This is a genomic window from Tsuneonella aeria (genome assembly GCF_009827495.1).
Taxonomy (GTDB): Bacteria; Pseudomonadota; Alphaproteobacteria; order Sphingomonadales; family Sphingomonadaceae; genus Tsuneonella; species Tsuneonella aeria.
On sequence record NZ_WTZA01000002.1, the window covers coordinates 560457 to 584131 of the forward strand.

Consider the following 23675-nt stretch of genomic DNA (forward strand, 5'->3'; position numbering starts at 1 on the left):
GGGTCGTTCGTTGACGCTCTTGGGCGGGCCGATCAATGTTCGCCTTCGCACATCCCATGGTCGCCGAGCGCCTGCATGATGCGGCAGTCGGCGATCTGGCCGCCGCGACATTGTGCGATCATCCGCCCAAGCTCGCTTCGTAGCTGCTCTAGCTGAACGATCTTCCGCTCGACCGCAGCGAGGTGGCCGCTCGCGATGCGATCGGCCTCCCCGCAATCCTGGTCCGGCTCCTCCCCCAGGTTCAGGAGCGAACGAATGTCAGCGATGTCGAAGCCGAGACCGCGCGCGTGGCGGATGAAGCTCAGGCGCTCGACATGGGCAGGGACATAGTCGCGATAGTTCCCACCGGTCCTCTCCGGCTCCGGCAGGAGCCCAATCCGTTCGTAATAGCGGATCGTCTCCACGTTGGTGCCCGTCGCCCGCGACAGCTCGCCGATCTTCATTTCCGTCAAACCTGCCCTTGACCCTGTAGTCGCTACAGGGACCATATAGGCGGTCACTCCGAGTCGGTCGAGGTGACGAATGGCCTGCAGCAGCTGCGTATCTGACACTCCGAAGAACGCCATCGGCGGCGGCTGGCGACGGGCGCTCTGGATTGCGCTGATCGTCAACGCCCTGATGTTCGCGGTGGAGCTCTATGCCGGCGCGGCGGCGGACAGCCACGCGCTGAAAGCCGACGCGCTCGACTTCTTCGGCGACGCGGCGAACTACGCCATCTCGCTGCTGGTGGCGGGTCTGGCGCTCGCGTGGCGTGCTCGCGCCGCGCTCCTCAAGGGCGGGACGCTCGTGGCGCTCGGCGCCTATGTCCTCGGCAGCGCGATTTGGGCCGCGCTTCACGGCTCTTCTCCCGAGCCGCAGACGATGGGCATCATCGGCACGCTCGCGCTCTTGGCCAATTTCGCCGTCGCGGTCCTCCTGTTTCGCTTCCGGAGCGGCGATGCGAACATGCGCTCGGTCTGGATCTGCTCGCGCAACGACGCCATCGGCAACGTCGCGGTGGTCGCGGCGGCGGCCGGCGTGTTCGGCACCGGCACGGCTTATCCCGACCTGATCGTAGCCGCGATCCTGGCGACCCTGGGTATTACCGGCGGATGGCAGATCATCAGGCAGGCGCGGGTGGAGCTCGCCGAGGTTCGTCATTGCCAGCTGCAGGCGGCGGAGTGACCGCGATGGCGCTGGAGCTGCTCCTGTTCTTCTCGATCTTCTTCGCTGCGGCCTTCTTCTGGCCGACCTACCGGCTGTGGCGGCGCGAGCGGATCAATGCGCTGGTGCTGCCCTATGATGACAGCGCACATGGCATGGTCGGCAGGTGGTTTCGCGTCACGCTGATCGGGATGTCCCTTTTCCTCGCGGCCCTGGCGCTGGGTCTGCCGCCGGCGGCGGCAGGGCCGCTGCCCTGGCTGGAACAGCCCGTCGTGCGGAACATCGGCTGGGGCCTCCTGGCGCTGTCGCTGGTCTGGGTGGTCGCGGCGCAGGCGCAGATGGGCGCGTCGTGGCGGATCGGGATCGATGCCGGAACGCGGCTGCCGCTGGTGACGACCGGCATCTTCGCCCTCAGCCGTAACCCGATCTTCCTCGGAATGCGCGGGAGCCTGCTCGGCCTGTTCCTGGTGCTGCCCAACGCCTTCACGCTCGCGATCCTGCTCGTCGGCGAGGTACTGATCCAGGTGCAGGTGCGGTTGGAGGAGGCTCATCTGCTGGCGAGCCATGGCCCTCAATATGAGGCTTATCGCCAATCCGTGCGGCGGTGGATCTAATGACACCCTCGCACCATCGCAGATTCTCGCGTAGGGACGCGGGCATGTTCTTCTCGAGGGCTTGGAACGCGATCGTTCGCGCCACGGCGGCCTTGCTGCTCGCCATGGCCTTCGTGACGCCCGCCCTCGCCGAGATCGGCTGCGTCGAGGAGAGCATCGTCCATATCCAGGATGGCTACGGTTCGGGAGTCGGCGAGCAAGCCGCGTCCGATCCGGCAGAACCTGACGATGAAAGTAGTACGGGGCAGCCCGACCACTGCGCCTTCAATCATGGTCATTGCTCCGGCCTCCTTACGGCAAGTGCTCGAAGCGAACAGTCGCTCTCCGACTCCGATCGATACTTGAGGCTGGCGGTGAGGCCCCTGACCGCCAACGCCCTCGACGCTCCGGAGCGCCCTCCGTCCGCCTGAGATCCAGCCCTCCCGTCGTCGGGATTGCATCAGCTTGGATTTCAGGATGAGTCATGACACTCAAATTCACGTGGGTCCGCGCCATCGCCGGCGCGATCGCTCTTGCGCTAGCGGCCGTGGCGAGCGTGCCCGCCGCCGCTCGAACCATCACGCTCCCTGAGGCTCTAGCCCGAGCCCAGGAGAATTCGCCGCGTCTGACGGCCTCGGAAGCCGCCGTCGCGGCGGCGGAGGCGAGAGCGCGGCAGGCCGGCGCGCGCCGAGGCCTCGCTGGCGGAGGCGCGCGCCGCCGGACAGCGCTCTCTAGCTGAGACGCAGCAGGCGGCGCGGGCTCTCGCGACCTTGATCGGTCTGCCCGAGGAAGAGCTCGATGCGGCCGGTGCCATTCCCGAGGCCTCCGCCAGCGCTCCTTCTGTCGATGGCGTGCCTCTGGCCGTGCGGGTTGCCGAAGCCGAGCGGCGCGTCGCGGAGGCTCGGATCGATGTCGAGCGCAGTGCGGGGATTTCCGACATTACGGCAAGGGCCGGTGTTCGCGGCTTTGCGGAAAGCGACGATGTCGCGCTGGTCGCCGGCATCTCGGTCCCTCTCGCCATCCGGGACCGCAACCGTGGCGGAATCGAAGCCGCCCGCGCCGAGCTTCTGGCTGCCGAGGCTCGCGTGGCGCAGGCCCGGCTCGATGCGAACCGTGAGCTTCGCGACGCCCAGTCACTGCTTAGCGCGGCGGATGCCCGTCTGGCCGCGCTGGAAGGCGCGGGGATCGAGCAGGCCCGCGAAGCAGTGCGCGTGGCGCGGCTCGGCTATGCCGCCGGCCGCTTCTCGCTCCTGGAAGTCCTGGACGCGGAAGCAGCGCTCAACACCACTCTCACCTCAATCATCGAGGCGCGGCGCGATCGCGCCCGCGCCCTCGCCGCGCTCGAGCGCGCGCAGGCGCAGTAAGGATTCGACCTATGGACAGGAAGACCCTGATCTCGCTCACCACCGTCGGGATCGCCGCCGCCGTCGCAGGCCTGGGCGCCGGCTCGCTGATCTGGCGCGATGCCCCAGCAGCCGAGGAGCATGCGGAGGGCGAACACGCCGAGGGCGAGCATGAGGAAAGCACCGAGGGAGGGGCCGCCGAGGAAGGCTTCGTCGCCTTGCCGCCGCAGACCGCCTCCACCGCCGGAGTCGAGGTCACGACCGTGGGACGCGGCGGCGGAGCCGAGCTGCTGATACCCGGCCGGGCGACTTTTGCTCCCAATGCGGAGGCGTCCGTCGGCGCGCCGCTGGCGGGCGTCGTCGAAGCGGTGCACGTCGCCGCCGGCTCCAATGTCGGAGCGGGTGCGCCGCTGGTCACGATCCGAAGCGCCGAGGGCGCATCGTTCCGGGCTTCGGCTGACGCGGCGCGAGCCGAGGTCGAAGCCGCACGGGCCGCCTACCGGCGCGAGACCAGGCTTTATGAAGAGCGTGTGACGGCCCGTCAGGACTGGGAAGCGGCACGCGCGGCGGCGCTCAAGGCGGAAGCCAATCTGCGCGCAGCCCAGGCACAGGTGGCTGCGGTGGGATCGCCCGGCTCGGCAGGCCGTACCGTCGTCAGATCCCCCATGGCCGGGACGATCACGGCGGTCGACGCCGCGCCGGGCGCGGTGCTGGCGCAAGGCGCCACAGTCGCCCAGGTTGCCGACCAAAGGCGCGTCGAGCTCATCTTCGAGGCTCCGGCCGCCGTTTCCCGCTCGATACGGGTCGGGAGCCCGATCTATGCTACCATGGCCGGCGGCGAGGAGGTCCGCGCGATTGTCACCGCCATCTCGCCGCACGCAACCGATGCTGGCGCGCAGGTTCGCGCGCGCCCGGTAGGCTTCGTGCCCCCTGCCGGAACACCCGTTTCCGGACGCGTGCTCACCGGCGCCGCCAACACGCTGGTGGTGCCTTCGGACGCCGTGCAGACGGTGGACGGACGACCGGTCGTGTTCGTGGTAGATGGACAAGGCTTCCGGGCCACGCCCGTGGTGCCCGGCCGCGTCGCAGCGGGCCGCACCGAAATTCTGCGCGGGCTCAGCGGCGACGAGCGCATCGCCGGGCGCGGCGCCTTCCTTCTCAAGGCCGAGCTCTCGCGGGGCGAAGCGGAGCACGAGCACTAAGATGCTGCAGAAGCTAATCGACGCATCCGTCCGCTATCGCTGGTTCGTGGCCGCGCTCACGCTGGTGCTCGTCATCGTCGGAGCACGAGAGCTCCTTCGGCTGCCGATTGACGCCGTGCCCGACATCACCAATCGCCAGGTCGTCGTCACCAGCGTAGCGCCGGCGCTGGGGCCGGAAGAGGTCGAGTCCCAGGTGACATTTCCGCTGGAGACGGCGCTCGCGGGCATCCCCGGACTTGTCGAGACGCGATCGATCTCCCGGCATGGCCTGTCGCAGATCACCGCGATCTTCACCGACTCCACCGACATTTACTTCGCCCGGAACCAGGTGAACGAGCGGTTGCAGACCGCGCGGGAAGCGCTCCCCGCGGATGTGGACTCGAACCTGGGCCCGATTGCGACCGGCCTTGGCGAGGTCTTCATTTGGACGGTCGAGTTCACCGGCCGGGCCGCGCGCGGAGTCTACGTCACCCCCGAGGGGCGGCGGCTCACGACCGAGGAGGACCGCGCAACCTATCTTCGCACGGTCCAGGACTGGATCATCGCGCCCCAGCTCCGCAACGTCGAGGGCGTCGCCGCCATCGACGTCCTCGGCGGCTATGTGAAGGAATATCTCGTCCACCCCGACCCGGCGCGGCTCGCAGCCTATGGCATCGGGCTCAGGCAGCTCGTCGATGCGCTGGAGCATGCGAACCGGGTGGCGGGCGCCGGCTACATCACGCGAGCGGGCGAGGCCTATATCGTGCGGGCCGACGCGCGGGTGCGGACGCTCGAGGAGTTGGCGCAGACGCCGGTTGGTCGCCAAGGCGGCCTGGTCATCCGGGTGTCCGACATCGCGACGGTGGAGGAGGGTCACGGGCCGCGCCTCGGCTCCGCCAGCGAAAACGGCCGCGAGGTCGTCATCGGCACCGCGATGATGCTTGCGGGCGAGAACAGCCGAACGGTCGCGGCCCGCGTCGGCGAGAAGCTCGAGGAGATCAACCGGAGCCTTCCGCCCGGCGTCATCGCCAATCCCGTGCTCGACCGCACCAAGCTGGTCGACTCCACGATCCGCACGGTCGAGCACAATCTCGCCTTCGGCGCGCTGCTCGTGATCGCTGTGTTGTTCTTCATGCTCGGCAACGTCCGCGCGGCGCTGATCACCGCTGCCGTGATCCCGCTTTCATTCCTGGTCGCGGCGATCGGCATGAACCGCTTCGGCATCAGCGGAAACCTGATGAGCCTCGGCGCGCTCGACTTCGGATTGATCGTCGACGGCGCCGTGGTCGTCATCGAGAACACGCTGCAGCGGATGGGGCTTCGACGGAGCGAGCTCGGCCGCGACCTCGAGGTTCGCGAGCGGCTCGCGGTAGCCGGCGGAGCCGCCAAGGAAATGGTGCGCCCGGCGGCGTTCGGCCAGGCGATCGTGCTGCTCGTTTTCGCGCCGCTTCTCACCTTCGAGGGGGTCGAGGGGAAGATGTTCACGCCGATGGCGGCGACCTTCATGTTCGCGCTCGCGGGTGCGTTCGTTCTGTCCTTCACCTTCGTTCCCGCCATGGCAGCACTCTTCCTCAAGGCGCCGAAGCAGGGACATGAGGACACGAAGGTCACCCGGGTCGCGCGCGGGCGATACGAGCCGTGGCTCCGGTCGGCTGTCGTTCGCCCGGGCCGTGTGGCAATCGCCGCTCTGGTGTCGGTCGCAATCGGCATCGCGGCATTCATGAGCCTCGGCCGGGAGTTCATCCCGCAGCTCGACGAGCACGACATGCTGGTCCAGGCGGTGCGCGTCCCCTCCATCTCGCTCGAGCAGGCGCAGGAGATGCAGTTCAGGGTCGAGCGAGCCCTCATGGCCATGCCTGAAGTCGAGCGCGTCTTTACGCGCACTGGCACGGCCGAGCTCGCATCGGACCCGATGCCGCCGAACGTCTCCGACACCTTCGTGATGCTGAAGCCGAGGGAGCAATGGCCCGACCGTCGGCTTCCGAAGGAGGAGCTTGTCGAGCGGATGGAAACCGAGCTCGGGAAGCTCCTCGGCAACAATTACGAGTTCACCCAGCCGATCCAGATGCGCTTCAACGAGCTGATCGCCGGCGTTCGCTCGGACGTCGCGGTGCAGATCTTCGGCGACGATTTCGATGTCCTCACCGAGCAGGCCGAGCGGATCGCCGCCATCCTCCGGGATATCGAAGGATCGGCGGACGTTCGCGTAGAGCAGGTCAGCGGCCAGCCGACCATCACTGCGTCAGTCGACCGGACCGCTGCGGCGGCGCTCGGTGTTCATGCCAGCGATGCGGCCGAGGCGCTGTCGATCGCCTTCGGCGGCAAGGAAGCGGGCCAGGTGCTTGAAGGCGACCGCCGTTTCGACGTCGTTGTCCGTCTGGACGAGCAGGCGCGGCAGGATCCGGCCGTGATGGGCCAGCTTCCGGTGATCCCCGAGGAAGCCGAAGCAGGCTTCGCGGCACCGGTCCCGCTCTCATCGGTCGCGCGCTTCGACACGATGGAGGGGCCGAACCAGATCAGCCGCGAGAACGGTAAGCGGCGCATCACCGTCCAGGCGAATGTTCGCGGCCGTGACCTCGGTTCGTTCGTCGCCGAGGCCCAGGAACGCGTGACCGAGGAGGTTCAGGTGCCTGCGGGCTATTGGCTCGACTGGGGCGGCCAGTTCGAGAACCTGCAGCGGGCGAGCGCTCGGCTGATGGTGATCGTCCCGATCGTCTTCCTGCTCATCGGCGTGCTGCTGTTTCTGGCGCTCGGGTCCGTGGGAGAAGCCGCCCTTGTCTTCGCCGGGGTGCCGCTGGCGCTGGTCGGCGGTGCGCTCGCGCTTCTCCTCAGGGGTATGCCATTCTCGATATCGGCGGCGGTTGGCTTCATCGCCGTCTCAGGCGTCGCCACTCTCAACGGGCTCGTCCTGATGCAGAGCATCAACGGCCGTCTGGCGGCCGGCGCCAAGCCGGCGGACGCCGCCGTCGAAGGGGCGAGCAGCCGCCTTCGGGCTGTTCTCACCACCGCCCTGGTCGCGATCCTCGGCTTCGTACCGATGGCAGTGGCGACGGGCGCCGGGGCGGAGGTCCAGAAGCCGCTCGCCACGGTGGTGATCGGCGGCCTCACCAGCTCGACCATCCTCACGCTTCTCGTGCTGCCCACGCTCGCCGCTTGGGCCGCCGCGCGGCCGGGTCTGCTGGAGAGCTGGTTCAAGCGCGGGCGCTTGGGAGACTTCCCGGGCTGGAAGAGGTTCACATCATCGAGAGCGGCCGAGACGCAGACGAGCGATAGCTGATGGAAAGACGGTGCGGAGAGATTCAGCGATGAGTGCGGGCCACGACCATGGCGCCGAGGGGATGAGCGACGCCCGCCTCGTCTGGGCCGTCATCGTCAATGTGGGGCTCACGGTCGCGCAGATCGTCGGCGGCATCGTCTCCGGCTCGCTCGCCCTCATCGCCGACGCGCTCCATAACTTCAGCGATGCCGCTTCCCTCGGTCTGGCGCTGTTCGCCCGCAAGATCGGGCGGCGGCCCGCCGACAAGCTGATGACCTTCGGCTACGGCCGCGCCGAGGTGGTGGCGGCGCTCATCAACCTCACCACCCTGGTCATCGTCGGCTTCTACCTGCTGATCGAAGCGGCGACGCGTTATCTCGACCCGCAGCCGATCGAGGGCTGGACGATCGTCATCGTCGCAGGGATCGCGCTGATCGTCGACGTCGCCACGGCAGCCATGGTCCACAAGGGCTCGAAAGACAGCCTCAACATCAAGGCGGCTTTCCTGCACAACGTCTCGGACGCGCTCGCCTCCGTGGGCGTGATTGTGGCGGGCACCCTGATCCTGCTCTACCACCTCTACGTCGCGGACCTCATCATGACGGTCCTCATTGCGGCCTACGTCCTCTACCAGGGCTTCTCGCTGCTCCCGAAGACGATCAAGCTCCTGATGGGGGCGGTCCCGGACGACGTGGAGTTCGACGCCATCGTCCGGGCGCTCGGCGATATCGAAGGCGTCGCAAGCCTGCACCACGTTCATATCTGGAGCATCGACGAGCACCATAGGTCACTCGAGGCGCATCTGGTCCCCTCCGAGCGATCTCTCGAAGCGTTCGAGGCCGTAAAAGCGGACGCGCGGCGAATGCTGGAACAGCGCTTCTCCATCGGGCACGCCACCTTGGAGGCATGCCTCGATGTCGAAGGAGCAGACCATGAGCCGAGGCTGCCCGCTCATCCTTCGAAATAGGAGGCGACTGCCGCGAACAGGCCGAACCCGCCGATCAAGGCGAAGCTCGACAGCTTCGATGGCGGATAGACCTCATGCGCCTCCTTCATGATTTCCTCGGCCGCCGCCACCAGCAGCATGCCGGCGATGAAGGCGAGCGCCGTCAGTTGATATGCCTCGGGCTGATCCCTCAGGAAGAAATAGGAGAGGAAAGCGCCCGCGAGCACAGGCACGACGAATGATGCCGACAGCAGGATGCGCTTCGTCCTCGCCACGCCGGCGTCGCGGAATGTAGCGATCGTGGCGAAGCCTTCGGGTATGTCCGCCGTCACCTGTCCGAGCGCCAGGACCAGGGCGAGCTCGAACGACAACGACGAGCCGGCGCCGATCAGGAGCCCGTCGGCGAACAAATCCACGGCCACGGCAGCGTAGATGGCCCATGCGCCGCCGGTGCCTCCCTGGCCGGAACCTTCGACATCATCTTCGGGCGACGACTGGAAGCGCTCGATCAGGGCATCCAGACCGATGAAAGCCGCACCCCCTGCAATGAACCCCATCACCGCGAGACAGGGATCCAAGCCCTCGAGCGTTCGCGGCGCCAGTTCCACCGCGATGACGCCGAAGATAATCCCAGCGGCGAGGTGCAACGCAATCGACAGGCTTCGGCGTGACGTCCGGATTGCCTCGGCAAGCATGCCCCCGGCGAAATTGCCCACTGCCGGGAATAGCGCCAGCAGGAGGACTCGCACTATGTCCGGCATGATGTCGCGTTCGTTCGATCCACCATAGCGAGTGAACCGGGCAGTTGGCCGCTCGTTCCGTGACATGTGGAACGGCAGCGAGGCTCAATGCCCGCCGCGCCGGTAACGAGCCGCGACTTAATCTCCTAGGTGAGGCCCTTATGGCAGAGTGTGGATGCGAACCGGCGCCGGCAGATACCAAGGCTCAGCAAAGAACGCTGTGGATCGCCCTTGCCCTCAACGCGACCATGTTTGTCGCAGAGACGACAGCCGGCGTCATCGCCGATTCTACCGGCCTCATTGCGGATGGCCTCGACATGCTGGCGGACGCCGCAGCCTATGGAATCGCACTCGCCGCAGTCGGGCGAAGCGGCAGGTTCAAGGCCAATGCCGCGATGGGCAGCGGTCTGTTGCTGCTGCTTCTCGGGATAGGCGTTGTCGTTGATGTCGTGCGGAGGCTGATCTCGGGCGCGTCGCCCGAAGGAGCGTGGATGATTGCCGTCGCGGCGGTCGCGCTCACCGTGAATGCGATCGTCCTTCGGCTCCTGAGCAAGCAGCGGCAGAAGGAGGTCCATATCCGCGCGACTTGGATTTTCACGCGCGCTGACGTGGTGGCCAACACCGCAGTCATCCTTTCCGGTATTGCGGTGCTCGCCACCGGCATCCGCTACTTCGATCTGGTCGTTGGCGCCGCGATCGGCATTTACGTTGTCAAGGAAGCCTTGGAGATACTGTCTGAAGCACGTGAGGCGAGGTCGGCGACACGTCGCTCGGCATCGTAGTGCCTAGCCCCTACGGGACTGCGGAAGCGTACTGCATGCGGCTATGCCGCTCTTGGACCCCAGAGTATGACGGACGCTCCCGGGCCCAGAAGGCGAAGCAGCCGGCAATCCCTGCCAAGGCTGCGCCGATGTAGACGAAGACGGTGGTGAGGAGCGTCCTGCCAGCCAGACATGAAGCTCACAACAGAATGTCTGCTGACCGGAGCCTCAGTTAGCGCCTTGAAGGTCCGCTATGGGCGCAAAGCGGACCTACCGAATCCGGCTGCCCTTAAATCCTGTGGCGGATGACGATCGCATCTTGGCCGGCAATAAGCGCAGCTGCGCACTTGCAAGCGAAGCCGTGACATTGGGTATGGCCGATACCGCTTCACGCAGCAGATCGAGGTGGGCCTTGGAATAACGGCCCTCGGTTTCCGAAGACAGCGCGTGTCCCGCAAAGTCGGCACGTATCTCGGGTGCTATGCCGGCGCCCTTCATGGTGTCGATGGCGGTATGCCGAAACGAATGGATGGACTGTTTGTGCGTTAGATCGGGCACCGCCGCTGCAATCTTCACCCACATGCGCTTATAGAACACGTCGCCCATGCTGGCCTTGCCAGCGATCGACACAAGTTCAGGAAACAGCTGGGTCTCACCCTCGGCTTTCAGCGCTGCGACATAATCGGCCAGACCGAGGCGGATCAATTCGTCGGCGATCGGCACCATGCGGTCAGAACTCGTGTTCTTGAGACCGCGCGTCTCGTTCGGTCTCACCCGAAATTGCCAGTGCCCGTCCACCTTTTCGATGTCGCTCAACTCCATTCCGCAGATCTCGTCTCTCCGCATACCGGAGTACCACGCGATCATGGGCACGAAGTAGAAGGCATCATGGACGATCAAATCCCCGGCGGTCATTCGGCGCGCCAAGGATTTCGCGCCGGTCCAGGGCGGCAGATGGAAAATCGCTAAACCCTGCTCGACGGTAAATCGCTCACGCATGTCACGGGCATTACGTTTATCGGCGGCGATAAAGGCGTTGTAATCAAGTCGTGCGAGCGGATGGTGGTCGTGAAACCAGCGAGTAAGTTGGCGCAAAAAGCTCCAATGCCGGTTGGTGGTCGCGACGCTGAGGCCGACCGAGTCGCGCGTGATCGCGGTGTTTGCTTTTTCGGTGGGCAGGGCCTTTGCCTTGCGCTTCTTCTCCTCCGCCTTCTCGGCTTTATCGACCAGCTTTCTTGTCTCATCCGCAATCTCGACAATCGTCTTATGTCGATCGCGCTCGGACTTGCGGAACGACTTGGCGTGGATCCAGCCGAAGCAGCCATCCAACGTTACCAGGTCATCGTGTGTAACCGCGGCGAGAGGCCGGCCCTCCATGACTTCTTCGAGGAACTGTGCCGCGAGCATGAACTGTTCACGCGTCTTCGGGGTCCATCCCTTCCGGCCCCGCTTGATGCTCTTGCCGTCTAATCCGCCAGTTCTCGGATTGTGCTCGAAGAACTTTGCCGCAGCCTGCGTAGGGGTTAGGGTACCCCACGGCCCGTGCCCGCTTACGGCGGGTGAGGTCTCGGCGCCCATTGAGGGGAGAGGGACCGCAACCATGTTGAAAGCGTCCAAGGGTACAGGCGCATAGGATGCTGACGGATCGGACAGCGCCCGGCGAAACTCTTCAAGCGCGGACAATCGCGCCTGATTCACCACCTTACGAGCCATAACCTCGCGAAGTTGCGTCGGCTCAATTCCCAAGTCTACAAGGCGGGATGAGGCTTGCGCCTCAGCACCTTCGTCGGCCATGGTTTCCGCCAAATCCGACCACAGCATGGCTTCGATCGGCATGCTGGGATCGTCGCTGATTGGGGAAGTCGCGACGAGGAAGTCCTCTACTACGCCTTTCGCTATTCCGTCAGCGGCCGCCATTCCGCTTATTCCAAGCCGCAGCTCCAAAGCTTCTTCGGCATCGGGGTAATCACACCGCGCTACGACGTAGAGGCTTGCGTGCATCGCTTCGAGCCGATCACGCTCGATCAGCATCTGCCGGCGGAATATCTCGGCGCGTTGTTGGGCGGTGAGGCCATCAAGCGTAAGCTTCGCCGTCATCGTCACCATCAGCCTTTCCGCAATCAGGGTCATCGCCGGGGCAAGCAATCGAGCCCGCCGCCAGCAAGTTGTGCGAAGTGACAGGCGTAGCCGAAAGGGCTGGTCGGTGCCTAGTCGAATGAGGCGGCGGTAATAGTAGGTGCCGTGGGCACGGGTGACGTTCTGGAGCTTGCACATTGGGCGTGGTACCTCGTCGTGGCACCTAGCCGTGGTCATCCACGGGCAGGCTGGATCGAGAAACCATTCGTTTCAGGCGCTTAGTTCATTTGTGGCTGGGGATCCTGCCGCCCCAGCCAGATTTTTCTCGAAGTCGTTGAAACCAAGCTTTCCTGCTCGCCCCCCAGTCCTTCGCTTGCGTCCTCGCGCCGGGGTACCCCGGCCCCTCCCACCGCTTTTGCTACGGCGCGCTTTTCCATTCGATCGGGCCGAGCACTGCTGGGTCGAGCGTGTCGAAATCCGCGGCCGCGTGACGCTCGCGCATCTTCTCGGTGTTGACGATCCGGCCTCGACGGGCGGCGGGGCGTGCGTCGATGGTGCGGACCCAGCGGGCAAGATGCGTGTATTCGTGCACTGACAGGAACGTGGCGGCGTCGCCATAGGCATCGCCGCGCACGATGGCGCCCAGCCATCCCCAGGCGGCGACGTCGGCGATCGAGTAATCGTCGCCCGCCAGGTACTCGGTCTTCGCCAGCTGGTTGTCCGCCACCGAGAAGATGCGCTTGGCTTCCATGGCATAGCGGTTGATCGGGTATTCGAACTTTTCCGGCGCATAGGCGTAGAAGTGACCAAAGCCGCCGCCGAGAAACGGTGCCGTGCCCATCTGCCACATCAGCCAGCTGAGTACTTCGGCCCGTGCGGGGTTGTCGCGCGGGAGGAGGTAATCGAACTTTTCCGCCAGGTGGATCAGGATCGCGCCGCTTTCGAACACCCGGAACGGGGCTGGGCCGCTGCGGTCCTCCAGCGCGGGAATCTTGCCGTTGGGGTTGAGCGCGGTGAAGCCGCTGCCAAACTGGTCGCCTTCGCGGATGTCGATCAGCCAGGCGTCGTATTCGGCCGGATGGCCCGCCTCGATAAGCTCTTCCAGCATCACCGCCGCTTTCTGTCCGTTCGGGGTGCCGAGCGAATAGAGCTGAAACGGATGCTCCCCCACCGGCAGCTCTTTTTCGTGCCGGGCGCCGGCCGTCGGGCGGTTTATGCCGGCGAAGGCGCCGCCATTCTCCGTGTCGTTGACCCAGACCTTTGGCGGGACGTAGGCGGCAGTGGACATCGGCAACTCCGGGCAAGGAACGGGTATTCGAAGATGGGCCGCAGGCGGAGGAACCGCAAGCCGGACCGCTGGTTGGCGAAACATGGCTGCATCTTCAAAGCTCATCTACGTGGATGACGACATGCCCGGCATCACGCGCAAGCGCAGCGGCAAGGGCTGGACATATTACGATCCCAAGGGCGCGCGGATCACCGACCCTGACGAACGCGACCGGCTGAATTCGGTGGCATTGCCGCCGGCGTACACAGATGCCTGGTTCTGCCCGGCGGCCAACGGCCACATCCTGGCCACCGGCATCGACGCCAAGGGCCGCAAGCAATACCGCTACCACCCCGAATTTCGCACCGCGCGCGAGAGCGAGAAGTTCGATGGTTGCGTCACTTTCGGCAGTCTGCTGCCGCTGGTCCGCAAGCGCGTGGAAAGCGACCTCCAGGCCCGCACGCTGACCCGCGAACGCGCGATCGCCAGCGTGGTCCGCCTGCTCGACCTGGGCGCGATCCGGATCGGCAACGATGCGTATGCGAAAGAGAACAAGAGCTTCGGGGCCACTACCCTGCGCCAGAAGCACGCGAACGTGAAGGGGCAGACCCTGCGCCTGAAATTCAAGGGGAAGCACGGCATCGAACGCGAGATGGTGCTGAGCGACCGCAGCCTGTCGCGCGTGGTTCGCGCCATGCAGGACCTGCCGGGGCAGCGCCTGTTTCAATACGTCGATGAAGGCGGCGCCGCCCATGCGGTCGGCTCCGCGGACGTCAACGAATACTTGTGCGAGACGATGGGGGAGCGGTTCACGGCCAAGAACTTCCGCACCTGGCATGGGAGCGTGCTGGCATTGAAGGTGCTGGCAGAAGGTGAAGGGCAGATGTCGTTGAAGGTTCTCTTGCAGGAAGTGGCCAACAGCCTGGGCAATACCCCGGCCGTCACGCGCCGAAGTTACGTGCACCCCGCCGTGCTTGCCCTGGTGGACAGCCAGGCGAAATGGCGGGAGGGGCTGAAACTGCCGCGCGAAACGCGGTGGTTGAGCCGGGAGGAACGGGCCCTCATCCAGCTTCTGGAAAGCGGGCCCAGCGCGGCGCGGTTCCTGGCGGCATGAGCGATCGGCAAGGCAAGTCCGGCGAGCCCCAGGCCGAGGCGCTGCACGAAGCGCTACCCAATGCGCTCGAGGATCGCGCCTGCGCCGTCCTCGACGCCGCGCACGACCGCGAGCTCACGATCGCGACCGCCGAAAGCTGCACCGGCGGTTTGCTCGCCGCGCTGCTCACCGACGTTCGGGGCAGGGGGCACGTATTCGATCGCGGGTTCGTGACGTATTGCGACGCTGCCAAGGCCAGCATGCTGGGGATCGATCCCGACCTGATCGAAGACAAGGGCGCGGTGAGCCGCGAGGTGGCGCTGGAGATGGCGAAAGGCGCGCTCGCGCACTCGGACGCCCATATCAGCCTGTCGATCACCGGGTTCGCCGGGCCTGGCGGGCCGGACGACGAGGAGGGCCTGGTCCACTTCGCCTGCGCCGTGCGGGACGACGGGGAGCCGGCGCACCGCGAAGAGCACTTCGGCGCGATCGGCCGCGGCGGGGTTCGAATCGCCGCGCTTGAAGTCGCGCTGGCTATGGTCGAAGACGCTCTGCGCACATGACCGACGACCGTACCCATCCGTTCTACTCGCTCCACGCCCAAGGCATGGTGCGGGTCGCCGCCAGCACGCCGCACGTTCGCACAGCCGACGTCACGTTCAACCGGGATGCGATCATTGCGGAGGCGCGGCGGGCGCACGACGCGGGGGTCGACCTGGTCGTTTATCCGGAGCTGTGCCTGTCATCCTACGCGCTCGACGATCTGCACATGCAGCTTGCCCTGCTCGACGCGGTGGAGCGCGAGGTGGGCGCCATAGCGCAAGCCAGCGGCGAACTCGTGCCCCTGCTGCTGATCGGCGCGCCGCTGCGGCACAACGGGCGCATCTACAACTGCGCGATCGCGATCCATCGGGGCCGTGTGCTGGGCGTGCTGCCCAAGAGCTTCCTGCCCAACTACCGCGAATTCTACGAGAAGCGGTGGTTCGCCAACGGCCGGCGTATCCAGGGTATGGACATTGCCGTGGGCGGGGAAACGGTTCCCTTCGGCACGGACCTGATCTTCGCCGCAGCCGAGCTGCCGGGGTTCCGGGTGGGGGTGGAGATCTGCGAGGATTTCTGGGCCCCGATCCCGCCATCGACATATGCCGCGATGGCCGGCGCGACGATCATCGCGAACCTTTCGGCATCGAACATCACCATCGGCAAGTCCGACGAACGGCACATGCTCTGTCAGTCGCATTCGAGCCGCTCCGTCACCGCCTACGTCTATTCGGCCTCGGGGCACGGGGAAAGCACCACGGATCTGGCGTGGGACGGGCAGGGGATGATCTACGAACTGGGCGATCTCCTGGCCGAAAGCGAACGGTTCGCGCGCGAGCCAGAGCTGTGCGTGGCCGATGTCGACTGCGACCGCGTCCTGTCCGATCGGATGCGGATGCAGACGTTCAACGACGCGGTGGAGGAAGCCGGCCGCCCGGAAGACGAATTCCGCCTGATTACGTTCGAACATCGCCCCGCGGCGGGCGATCTCGGCCTGATCCGGCCGGTTCGCCGGTTCCCGTTCGTGCCCAACCGGCGCGACAAGCTCGATGCCGACTGCTTCGAAGCGTTCAATATCCAGGTCGACGGCCTCATGCGGCGGTTCGAGGCGACCAGCGGCAATTCGATGGTGATCGGCGTTTCGGGCGGGCTCGATTCCACCCATGCACTGATCGTCGCCGCCAAGGTGTGCGACCGCCTGGGCCTGCCCCGCACGACCATCCGCGGCTACACGATGCCCGGGTTCGGCACGTCGGAAGGCACGCGTTCCAATGCCTGGAAGCTGATGGAAGCGCTTGGCATCGTTGCCGAGGAGATCGATATCAAGCCCGCCGCCACGCGGATGCTCCAGGATATCGGCCATGCCTTCGCCGGCGGAGAACCTGTTTACGACACCGTGTTCGAAAACGTGCAGGCGGGCCTTCGCACGGACTATCTGTTCCGGCTGGCGGGCCAGCACCGCGGGTTCGTGATCGGCACGGGCGACATGAGCGAGCTTGCGCTCGGCTGGTGCACCTATGGCGTGGGCGATCACATGAGCCACTACGGGGTGAACGCGGGCGTGCCCAAGACGCTGATGCAGTACCTGATCGGCTGGGCGACGCGCACGGACCAGTTCGATCCCGCGACCGACGCGGTACTCGAGGCTATCCTGGCGCAGGAGATCAGCCCCGAACTGGTCCCGGCGGGCGAGGACGGCGCGGTGCAGAGCACCGAGGCGACGGTCGGCCCTTACGAACTCAACGACTTCTTCATGCATCACGTGATCCGCTGGGGCCAGCGCCCGGGCAAGGTGGCCTTCCTGGCCTGGCACGCCTGGCGCGACCGGGAGCAGGGCGCATGGCCCGCGGGCATGGCCCCTGAAGCGCGCAACGAATACGATCTGGCGACGATCGCCGCGTGGCTGGAAAAGTTCTTCGGCCGTTTCTTCGCCGCGCAGTACAAGCGCAGCGCCTTGCCCAACGGCCCCAAGGTCAGCGCGGGCGGTTCGGTCAGCCCGCGGGGCGATTGGCGCATGCCGTCGGACGCGGTGGCCGACGTCTGGCTCGACCAGTTGCGCGCCGCGTTGCCCGACCTCAGATGACGCGGGCCGCGGATCGGCATCCGGCGATGGAGCGCGGCTGACATGGCCGTCATCACAGCGATAGCCACCGCGGTCCCCGATCTCGATTTCGAAAAGGACTATCGCCGCTGGGCGATCGGCCGCCTGGGCGAGAGCCGGGAGGCGAAGCTGTACGAACGCATGGCCCAGCGTTCCGGCATCGAGCACCGCTGGTCCGTCCTCGGCGAAGAGGATGCGCGGCTCGACGAAGGGCTCGGCTTCTACGGCAATGGCGCACCGTCCACCTCGGCGCGGATGGCGATTTATGCGCGCGCGGCGCCGGACCTGGCATTGCGGGCCATCGCCAGCCTGCCGGAGCTGGGCCGGCCCACGCATATCGTCGTGGCAAGCTGCACCGGCTTCGTCGCGCCGGGGATCGACCAGATCATCGCCCTGCGCCTCGGCCTCGGCAGCGATGTGGAGCGGGTGCTGATTGGGTTCATGGGCTGCTACGCCGCCGTCACCGCGCTCAGGACGGCGCGGCATATCGTTCGATCGCAGCCTGGCGCCCGCGTGCTGGTGGTGACGGTCGAGCTGTCGAGCCTGCATCACCAGGAGGAAATGGACCTTGAGCCATTGCTGATGGGCGCGCAGTTCGGCGACGGGGCGGCAGCGGCCATCGTTACCCATAATGCGCCCGGCCTTGTCCTTGGCGAAGGCATCTCCGCCGCGCTGGAAGACAGCGAGGGCCTGATCACCTGGCGCATCGGAGACACCGGCTTCCACATGAAACTATCGGGCGAAGTGCCCGGCCGTATCGCGGCCGCGCTTGCCGACCCGGCGGTGCGCGCGCGGATCACCGGAGGGGTGCCGCCGGAGGAAATCGCGGCGTGGGCGGTCCACGCCGGCGGCCGATCGATCCTCGACGCGGTGGAGAAAGGGCTGCACCTCCCCCCGGCGGCGCTCGACGCATCGCGCGAGGTGCTGCGAATGTGCGGCAACATGAGTTCGTCTACCCTGATGTTCGCGCTCAATCGCATCATGCGGGGCCGGCCGGCGAGCGGGGTGGCACTGGCCTTCGGGCCCGGGCTGGCGATGGAGGGCTTCCGGTTCGGCTGGCAGGATGCCGATAAGCGCGATGCTGCGTGACCGGGCCACTGATGACGAGCTGATGGACGACCCCGCGCTTGGCGCGGACACCTACACCGCCGTGCTTCACGACCTGGCGCAAGTGAACACGGTCACGCTCGCCCGGCGGCCGACCTTGCGGTTCCTGGAACGCGCCATCGGCACGCGGGCGAGTTTCACCCTGCTCGACGTGGGGTTCGGCGATGGCGACATGCTGCGGGCAATCGCGCGGTGGGCAGGGCGGCGCGGGATCGCGGCGCGACTGGTCGGCATCGATCTCAATCCCCGAAGCGTCGATGCAGCGCGTCAGGCCACGCCCGGCGGTCTGGGCATCGACTACCGTACGGGCGATTATGCCGGCTTGGCGGGCGAGGGCTGGGACTTCGTGGTGTCCAGCCTGGTGGCCCATCACATGAGCCATGACCAGCTCGTCGCCTTCCTGCGGTTCATGGAGCGGGAGGCTGTGGTGGGATGGCTGGTCAACGATCTCCATCGGCACGGGTTTCCCTATGCCGGCTGGCCTCTGCTGGCGGGGCTGATGCGCTGGCACCCGGTGGTGCGGCGCGATGGGCACCTGTCGATCGCGCGATCGTATCGACCCCGCGAATGGCCGCCGATCCTGGCGGAAGCAGGGGTGCGAAGGGCGCGGGTCGTCCGCCGCTTCCCCTTCCGGCTGTGCGTCGAATCCATTCAGTGAAGGCCCCGCTAATCCTTGGGGCGGGGCCCGCGGGATCGATGGCGGCAATCCACCTGGCGCGTGCGGGGACGGCGCCGGTCCTGGTCGATCGCGACCCCCGGGTGGGCGACGCGCTGTGCGGCGGGTTCCTGTCGTGGCGCACTGCGGAGCGGTTGCGCGCGGTCGGGCTCGACCCGGTGCGTCTGGGGACGCACACGGTCAGCGAACTGGCGCTCTACGGCGGCAGCAGGGTCGCGACGGCAGGGCTTCCGCAGGCGGGCTACGGCGTGTCGCGGCGCGCGCTCGACGGTGCGCTGCGGGACCTTGCAGTCGAAGCGGGCGCGCAGCTTGCGATCGAGCGGATTCGCGCGGTCGCGCCGAGGATTGTCGAAGGCGAAAACGGCACCTGGCACCCCGAAGCCGTGTTCCTCGCCAGCGGGAAGCACGACGTGCGGGGCGCCGGGCGACCGCGCGTGGCGGACGATCCGGCGCTGGGGCTGCGCGTCCGCCTGCCGCCTGCGCCCGCGCTCCATGCCCTGCTGCGGGGCCGGATCGAGCTGCACCTGTTTCGCGGTGGCTATGCGGGAATCGTATTGCAGGAAGACGGCAGCGCCAATGTCTGCCTCGCGGTGCGAAAGTCGCTGCTTGCCCGGTTTGGCGGCAATCCGCAGCGATTGCTGGACAGCCTTGCCGATGAATATCCTCCATTCGCGGAGCGCATGGCGCACGCGCCCCCCGGCCTGCCGGTCGATACGGTGGGCGCAGTCCCTTATGGCTACATCGCGCGGGCGACGACACCCGGCGTCTATCGCCTGGGGGACCAGGCCGCCGTGATCCCATCGATGGCGGGGGAAGGCATGGGCATCGCGGTGGCGAGCGGAGCGCTGGCGGCACGGGCCTGGTTGGGCAAGCAGGGCGCGCCCGAATACCAGCGCGCCTTCGCCGGCCAGGTCCGGCGGCCGGTCCGCGCGGCGCAGGCGATCTGGGCCCTTTCGGAAACGCCAGCAGGGGCCGCGCTGATGGCCCGTGCAACGCGCATCGCGCCCGCGCTGGCGCGCGGTGTGATGGCGCTGACCCGGCTCTAGAGCCGCACGACCCACCCGTGCGGATCGGGCTGCGTGCCTTTCTGGATGCCGACAAGCCGATCCCGCAGCTTGCCGGCGAGTTGACCCGGCCCGCCCGAACCGATCGTGAAGCCGCCGTCCGGGCCCGCGACCTTGCCGACGGGGGTGACGACCGCCGCGGTGCCGCAGGCCAGCGTCTCCACCAGCCGGCCCGATTCCGCATCGGCGCGCCACTGGTCGATGGCATAGCGTTCTTCCCGCACGGTCAGGCCTTCGTCGCGCAGCAGGGCGATCAGGCTATCGCGGGTGATGCCGGGCAGGATCGTTCCGCCCAGCGGCGGCGTGATTACGCTGCCATCGGCGAACGCGAAGAACAGGTTCATGCCGCCCAGCTCCTCGATCCAGCGACGCTCGACCGCGTCGAGGAACACGACCTGGTCGTGCCCCTTGGCGATCGCCTCTGCCTGGGGGACGAGGCTGGCGGCGTAATTTCCCCCGGTCTTGGCCGCGCCGGTGCCGCCCGGCGCGGCGCGGACGTAGTCCTGGCTCACCCAGATGCTCACCGCCGGAACGCCCGACTTGAAGTAATTGCCCACCGGGCTCGCTATCACGATGAACTTGTATTCGCGGGCGGGCCGCACGCCCAGGAACGCCTCGGACGCGAACATGAAGGGGCGCAGATAGAGCGAACCGCCCTCGATATCGGGAAACCAGTCGCGATCCTTCAGCACCAGTTGCCGGCACGCTTCGACGAACAGGTCCTCGGGCAAGGTGGGCATTGCCAGCCGCTCGGCCGACTGGTTGAGGCGGCGGGCGTTCTCGTACGGGCGGAACAGCGCGAAGCTGCCGTCCGGGTGGCGGTATGCCTTCAGCCCTTCGAATATCTCCTGGGCATAGTGGAGGACCGCGCAGGCAGGATCGAGCGACAACGCCTCGCGCGGGCCGATCCGGGCATCGTGCCAGCCACCAAGGTCGCCGGAATGGTCGGCATGGTAGTCGATCGTGACCATGTGGTCGGTGAAGACCGATCCGAAGCCGGGGTCTGCGATCGCCTGCGCGCGGCTTTCGCCAGGCACGGGCGCGGGGTGGGGCAGTTGCGCGAAATCCATGGCGCGGGCGTTAAGGCGGGCCACCGGCAGTGGCAAGGGCCGGGGGGGTTCGCATCGTCGGCTATTGGGCGGCGGAAGCACTCGCGGTTGCCGCCCGGATATGAGAAGGGCGGCCCCTGCGTTGCAAGGAACCGCCCTCCACATGGTCAGCGGCCAGTGCGGCCGCCCACGAAGCCTCTATCGGCAAAAGAAAGCTCTACCGATAATGCTCCGCGAGGGTCGACACCGACCTCCCTGCTGAACCATGAGACATCGGATCACCTCCTTTCGCGCTGGATAGCCAGACCCGCCATTTCACCGGGGGCCGAGAGCCGCGTGGGTCGCTGGCCTCAAGCCGGAATGTGAGTCGTTTGCGCGCGCAACGCAAGACTTGCATTTAAGTTTTTCCCCGTCAGGATCGGCCCTTCGCGCGGACGTGCCGGGGCCCGTCGCCACGGCGTCAGCGGCAGTCCTCGATCACGCGCGTGACCTCGGGCCAGCTCGGCAGGTAGAGCGGCGTCATGCCCTGCACCTCGATGCCGAAGCGCCCCTTGGAAAAGGCCATCGCGTCGAGCAGAGGGTCGTTCGCCTGCAGGGTCGCGGCCACCGCCGGAATAGCGCCGGGCACCGGATTGGCGGTGAGCGTGCGGCCGGTGAATTCCGTGCGCACCTGCATCGGCACGGGGCCGGTGGCGGCACCCGCGCGGTAGATCGTGATCGTGCGCCGCGCCGGATCGCACGTGAGCGTGAGGCGCGATTCCTGGTTCGCCTCCCCAAACAGCGCGCGCGTGGTGCCGCCGCCGGTGCGGTAGTACCAGTCGCCGGGCGTCGCGGGGGCGTCCATCCAGTTGGACGGCGGCGGCGCGGGCAGCGGGGATGGCGTCGGCGTGGGCGCGGTGCTGGTCGGCGGGGCCGGGGTGGGAGCGGGCTTGGGCGCGGTGCAGCACGCCGCCGCGAGGCTGGCCGTCACCACGAATGGGACACGAAAACGCATGAATTCTCCCGGTTTCACCTTTGGCCAACGCACGCTAGGCGATGACGGGTCCATGGGAAAGAAGCGCCTCGACCAGTTGCTCGTTGAACGCGGCCTCGCCGAAAGCCGCACGCGCGCGCAGGCGCTGGTCATGGCGGGGCTGGTTTTCGCAGGGGAAACCAGGCTTTCCAAGAGCGGCCAATCGCTTGCCGAGGACACGCCGCTGGAGGTGCGCGGGCGCGACCATCCGTGGGTTTCGCGCGGCGGGATCAAGCTCGCCCATGCGCTCGATGCGTTCATGATCGATCCCGCCGGCGCGACGGCCATGGATATCGGCAGCTCCACCGGCGGTTTCACCGACGTGCTGCTGCAGCGCGGCGCCACGCGCGTTTTCGCGGTGGATTCGGGGACGAACCAGCTGGCCTGGTCGCTGCGGCAGGATCCGCGGGTCACCGTGCTGGAGCAAACCAGCGCCCGGGTCCTCACCGCGCAGCAGATCGACGCCCCCTGCAGCTGGGTGGTGTGCGATGCGTCCTTCATCGCCCTTTCCAAGGTGCTGGAGCGCCCGCTTGCGCTCGCCGCGCCCGATTGCCGCCTCGTCGCGCTCATCAAGCCGCAGTTCGAGGTGGGGCGTGACGAGGTGGGCAAGGGCGGGGTGGTGCGCGATCCGACGCTCCACGCACGGGTCTGCGCGGAGGTGGAGGCGTGGCTGACGGCCGGGGGCTGGACGGTCGACGGGATCGTCCCGAGTCCGATCACCGGGCCGGAAGGCAACGTGGAGTTCCTCATTGCCGCGCGCCGGGGTGCGATTGCGCCCGCCGCGCGGCTCCGCCAAGAGTAGCCGCGGTCGATTCGAACCAGGAGCGTCAATGACCCGACTTGCATCGCGCGGACAATTGCGGACCAGTCTCCTGCGCTGGGCCCTGTTTACCGTTCCCCTGGTCCTGCTGCTGGGCTTCATATCCGGCCAGGTCGGCGGCGATGCGCGCAGCATGTGGTTCCAGTCGCTGGAAAAGCCGGCGATCTTCCCGCCGCCGATGTGGTTCGGGATCGTGTGGTCGATCCTCTACGCGATGATGGGCCTGGCACTCGCCATCGTCTGCGCGGCGTGGGGCGCGCGCGGGCGGGTCGCGGCAATAGCGGCGTTCTGCGTGCAGCTTGCCGTGAACCTTGCGTGGTCGCCGGTCTTCTTCGGCCTGCACGATATCCGATCTGCGCTGGCCGTGATCGTGGTGCTGGACGTGCTGGTGCTGATCACGATCGTGCTGTTCTGGCGCGTACGCCGCTGGGCAGCCCTGTTGCTGCTGCCCTATCTTGCCTGGATCGGCTTTGCGACCGTGCTCAATTACGAATTCCTGCGGCTGAACCCGCATGGCGGGATCGAGGCGCCGGTGAACGGCGCGGTGCAGCGTTACGAATTCTGACTTGCCGGGCGCCTCCCCGGTGGCCACATGAGCGACATGCAAAGCGAAAACCCCCTGATCGCCGATTTCGTGAAGCTCGCCAACGCGGCGGCGGGCACGTTCGCGGGCATGACCCGCGAAGCGCGGGAAGGCGCGCGCGAGCGGATCAAGGCGACTGTCGGCGGGCTGGACTTCGTGAGCCGCGAGGAATTCGACGCGGTCAAGGACATGGCCTCGCGTGCGCGAGAAGACAGCGAGCGCTTGGCGGCCCGGGTCGCCGCTCTGGAGGCGAAGCTCGCGTCAGGGGGCAACCCCGCCGTCTGATTGCCTTTTGGCAAGCGTGGAACGACCCGTCCCATCTGC

Annotated in this window: 23 protein-coding genes; 17 read left to right on the forward strand and 6 right to left on the reverse strand. The window is 66.9% G+C overall.

Annotation, left to right across the window (positions count from 1 at the left end; all coding sequences use genetic code 11):
* Window positions 1–32: 32 nt before the first annotated feature.
* Entirely contained in the window at window positions 33–443 is a 411-nt protein-coding gene (locus tag GRI40_RS13255; RefSeq protein WP_160611989.1) for a MerR family transcriptional regulator, read from the reverse strand.
* 79 nt (window positions 444–522) lie between these two features.
* Here GRI40_RS13255 and GRI40_RS13260 point away from each other — a divergent pair, with 79 nt between their 5' ends.
* The 7 genes from GRI40_RS13260 to GRI40_RS13290 all read left to right on the forward strand — a co-directional run bounded on the left by GRI40_RS13260 (window position 523) and on the right by GRI40_RS13290 (window position 8483).
* The gene (locus GRI40_RS13260; RefSeq protein WP_160611990.1) at window positions 523–1164 is read left to right on the forward strand and encodes a cation efflux transmembrane domain-containing protein; all 642 of its coding nucleotides are present in this window, start codon (window positions 523–525) and stop codon (window positions 1162–1164) included.
* Between the two features lie 5 nt (window positions 1165–1169).
* Window positions 1170–1757, forward strand: coding sequence for a methyltransferase family protein (locus tag GRI40_RS13265; RefSeq protein ID WP_237489227.1), 588 nt, complete (start codon window positions 1170–1172; stop codon window positions 1755–1757).
* Between the two features lie 44 nt (window positions 1758–1801).
* Complete coding sequence (locus GRI40_RS13270; protein ID WP_160611992.1) at window positions 1802–2167, forward strand: hypothetical protein; 366 nt, start codon at window positions 1802–1804, stop codon at window positions 2165–2167.
* A 339-nt stretch (window positions 2168–2506) separates the two neighbouring features.
* Window positions 2507–3100, forward strand: coding sequence for a TolC family protein (locus tag GRI40_RS13275; RefSeq protein ID WP_160611993.1), 594 nt, complete (start codon window positions 2507–2509; stop codon window positions 3098–3100).
* Window positions 3101–3111: 11 nt separating this feature from the next.
* A complete protein-coding gene (locus GRI40_RS13280) occupies window positions 3112–4281 on the forward strand; it encodes an efflux RND transporter periplasmic adaptor subunit (protein WP_160611994.1) in 1170 nt (389 codons plus the stop codon).
* A 1-nt stretch (window position 4282) separates the two neighbouring features.
* Window positions 4283–7537 (forward strand): efflux RND transporter permease subunit, encoded by a 3255-nt coding sequence (locus tag GRI40_RS13285; RefSeq protein WP_160612113.1) that lies wholly within the window; start codon window positions 4283–4285, stop codon window positions 7535–7537.
* A 28-nt stretch (window positions 7538–7565) separates the two neighbouring features.
* Window positions 7566–8483 carry a cation diffusion facilitator family transporter gene (locus GRI40_RS13290; RefSeq protein ID WP_160611995.1) on the forward strand — a complete coding sequence of 306 codons (918 nt, stop codon included), beginning with the start codon at window positions 7566–7568 and terminating at the stop codon, window positions 8481–8483.
* On the opposite strand, the gene GRI40_RS13295 is transcribed toward GRI40_RS13290, so the two are convergent.
* Window positions 8468–9178 carry a ZIP family metal transporter gene (locus tag GRI40_RS13295; protein ID WP_202390356.1) on the reverse strand — a complete coding sequence of 237 codons (711 nt, stop codon included), beginning with the start codon at window positions 9176–9178 and terminating at the stop codon, window positions 8468–8470. The two genes, GRI40_RS13290 and GRI40_RS13295, sit on opposite strands and share 16 nt — an antisense overlap.
* A gap of 185 nt (window positions 9179–9363) precedes the next feature.
* On the opposite strand from GRI40_RS13295, the gene GRI40_RS13300 reads away from it, so the two are divergent.
* Complete coding sequence (locus tag GRI40_RS13300) at window positions 9364–9984, forward strand: cation diffusion facilitator family transporter (RefSeq protein WP_160611996.1); 621 nt, start codon at window positions 9364–9366, stop codon at window positions 9982–9984.
* A 249-nt stretch (window positions 9985–10233) separates the two neighbouring features.
* Here the strand turns inward: GRI40_RS13300 and GRI40_RS13305 are convergent, their stop codons facing one another.
* Together GRI40_RS13305 and yghU are read right to left on the reverse strand one after the other, a co-directional pair.
* The gene (locus GRI40_RS13305; RefSeq protein ID WP_237489187.1) at window positions 10234–12093 is read right to left on the reverse strand and encodes a site-specific integrase; all 1860 of its coding nucleotides are present in this window, start codon (window positions 12091–12093) and stop codon (window positions 10234–10236) included.
* 364 nt (window positions 12094–12457) lie between these two features.
* Window positions 12458–13327, reverse strand: coding sequence for a glutathione-dependent disulfide-bond oxidoreductase (yghU, locus tag GRI40_RS13310; protein WP_160611998.1), 870 nt, complete (start codon window positions 13325–13327; stop codon window positions 12458–12460).
* Window positions 13328–13409: 82 nt separating this feature from the next.
* Here yghU and GRI40_RS13315 point away from each other — a divergent pair, with 82 nt between their 5' ends.
* From GRI40_RS13315 to GRI40_RS13340, 6 genes are read left to right on the forward strand one after another with little or no spacing between them, the layout of a single operon-like run.
* A complete protein-coding gene (locus GRI40_RS13315; protein ID WP_160611999.1) occupies window positions 13410–14420 on the forward strand; it encodes a DNA topoisomerase IB in 1011 nt (336 codons plus the stop codon).
* Window positions 14417–14962 (forward strand): CinA family protein, encoded by a 546-nt coding sequence (locus GRI40_RS13320; RefSeq protein ID WP_160612000.1) that lies wholly within the window; start codon window positions 14417–14419, stop codon window positions 14960–14962. Before GRI40_RS13315 ends, GRI40_RS13320 begins: the two co-directional genes overlap by 4 nt.
* Window positions 14959–17022, forward strand: a complete 2064-nt coding sequence (locus tag GRI40_RS13325; RefSeq protein ID WP_160612001.1) for an NAD(+) synthase — start codon at window positions 14959–14961, stop codon at window positions 17020–17022. Before GRI40_RS13320 ends, GRI40_RS13325 begins: the two co-directional genes overlap by 4 nt.
* Window positions 17023–17064: 42 nt before the next feature.
* Window positions 17065–18129, forward strand: coding sequence for a type III polyketide synthase (locus GRI40_RS13330; RefSeq protein ID WP_160612002.1), 1065 nt, complete (start codon window positions 17065–17067; stop codon window positions 18127–18129).
* Window positions 18119–18805, forward strand: coding sequence for a methyltransferase domain-containing protein (locus GRI40_RS13335; protein WP_160612003.1), 687 nt, complete (start codon window positions 18119–18121; stop codon window positions 18803–18805). Before GRI40_RS13330 ends, GRI40_RS13335 begins: the two co-directional genes overlap by 11 nt.
* Entirely contained in the window at window positions 18802–19869 is a 1068-nt protein-coding gene (locus tag GRI40_RS13340; protein ID WP_420006881.1) for an NAD(P)/FAD-dependent oxidoreductase, read from the forward strand. Before GRI40_RS13335 ends, GRI40_RS13340 begins: the two co-directional genes overlap by 4 nt.
* On the opposite strand, the gene GRI40_RS13345 is transcribed toward GRI40_RS13340, so the two are convergent.
* The gene (locus tag GRI40_RS13345) at window positions 19866–20957 is read right to left on the reverse strand and encodes a branched-chain amino acid aminotransferase (RefSeq protein WP_160612005.1); all 1092 of its coding nucleotides are present in this window, start codon (window positions 20955–20957) and stop codon (window positions 19866–19868) included. The two genes, GRI40_RS13340 and GRI40_RS13345, sit on opposite strands and share 4 nt — an antisense overlap.
* Before the next feature lie 439 nt (window positions 20958–21396).
* Window positions 21397–21930: a hypothetical protein gene (locus GRI40_RS13350; RefSeq protein WP_160612006.1), complete on the reverse strand. Its 534-nt coding sequence runs from the start codon at window positions 21928–21930 to the stop codon at window positions 21397–21399.
* Window positions 21931–21982: 52 nt separating this feature from the next.
* Here GRI40_RS13350 and GRI40_RS13355 point away from each other — a divergent pair, with 52 nt between their 5' ends.
* The 3 genes from GRI40_RS13355 to GRI40_RS13365 are packed head-to-tail and all read left to right on the forward strand — an operon-like array spanning window position 21983 to window position 23636.
* Window positions 21983–22750: a TlyA family RNA methyltransferase gene (locus GRI40_RS13355; RefSeq protein ID WP_160612007.1), complete on the forward strand. Its 768-nt coding sequence runs from the start codon at window positions 21983–21985 to the stop codon at window positions 22748–22750.
* Window positions 22751–22778: 28 nt separating this feature from the next.
* Entirely contained in the window at window positions 22779–23333 is a 555-nt protein-coding gene (locus GRI40_RS13360) for a TspO/MBR family protein (protein ID WP_160612008.1), read from the forward strand.
* A 36-nt stretch (window positions 23334–23369) separates the two neighbouring features.
* Window positions 23370–23636, forward strand: coding sequence for an accessory factor UbiK family protein (locus GRI40_RS13365; protein ID WP_160612115.1), 267 nt, complete (start codon window positions 23370–23372; stop codon window positions 23634–23636).
* The last annotated feature ends 39 nt before the right edge of the window (window positions 23637–23675 follow it).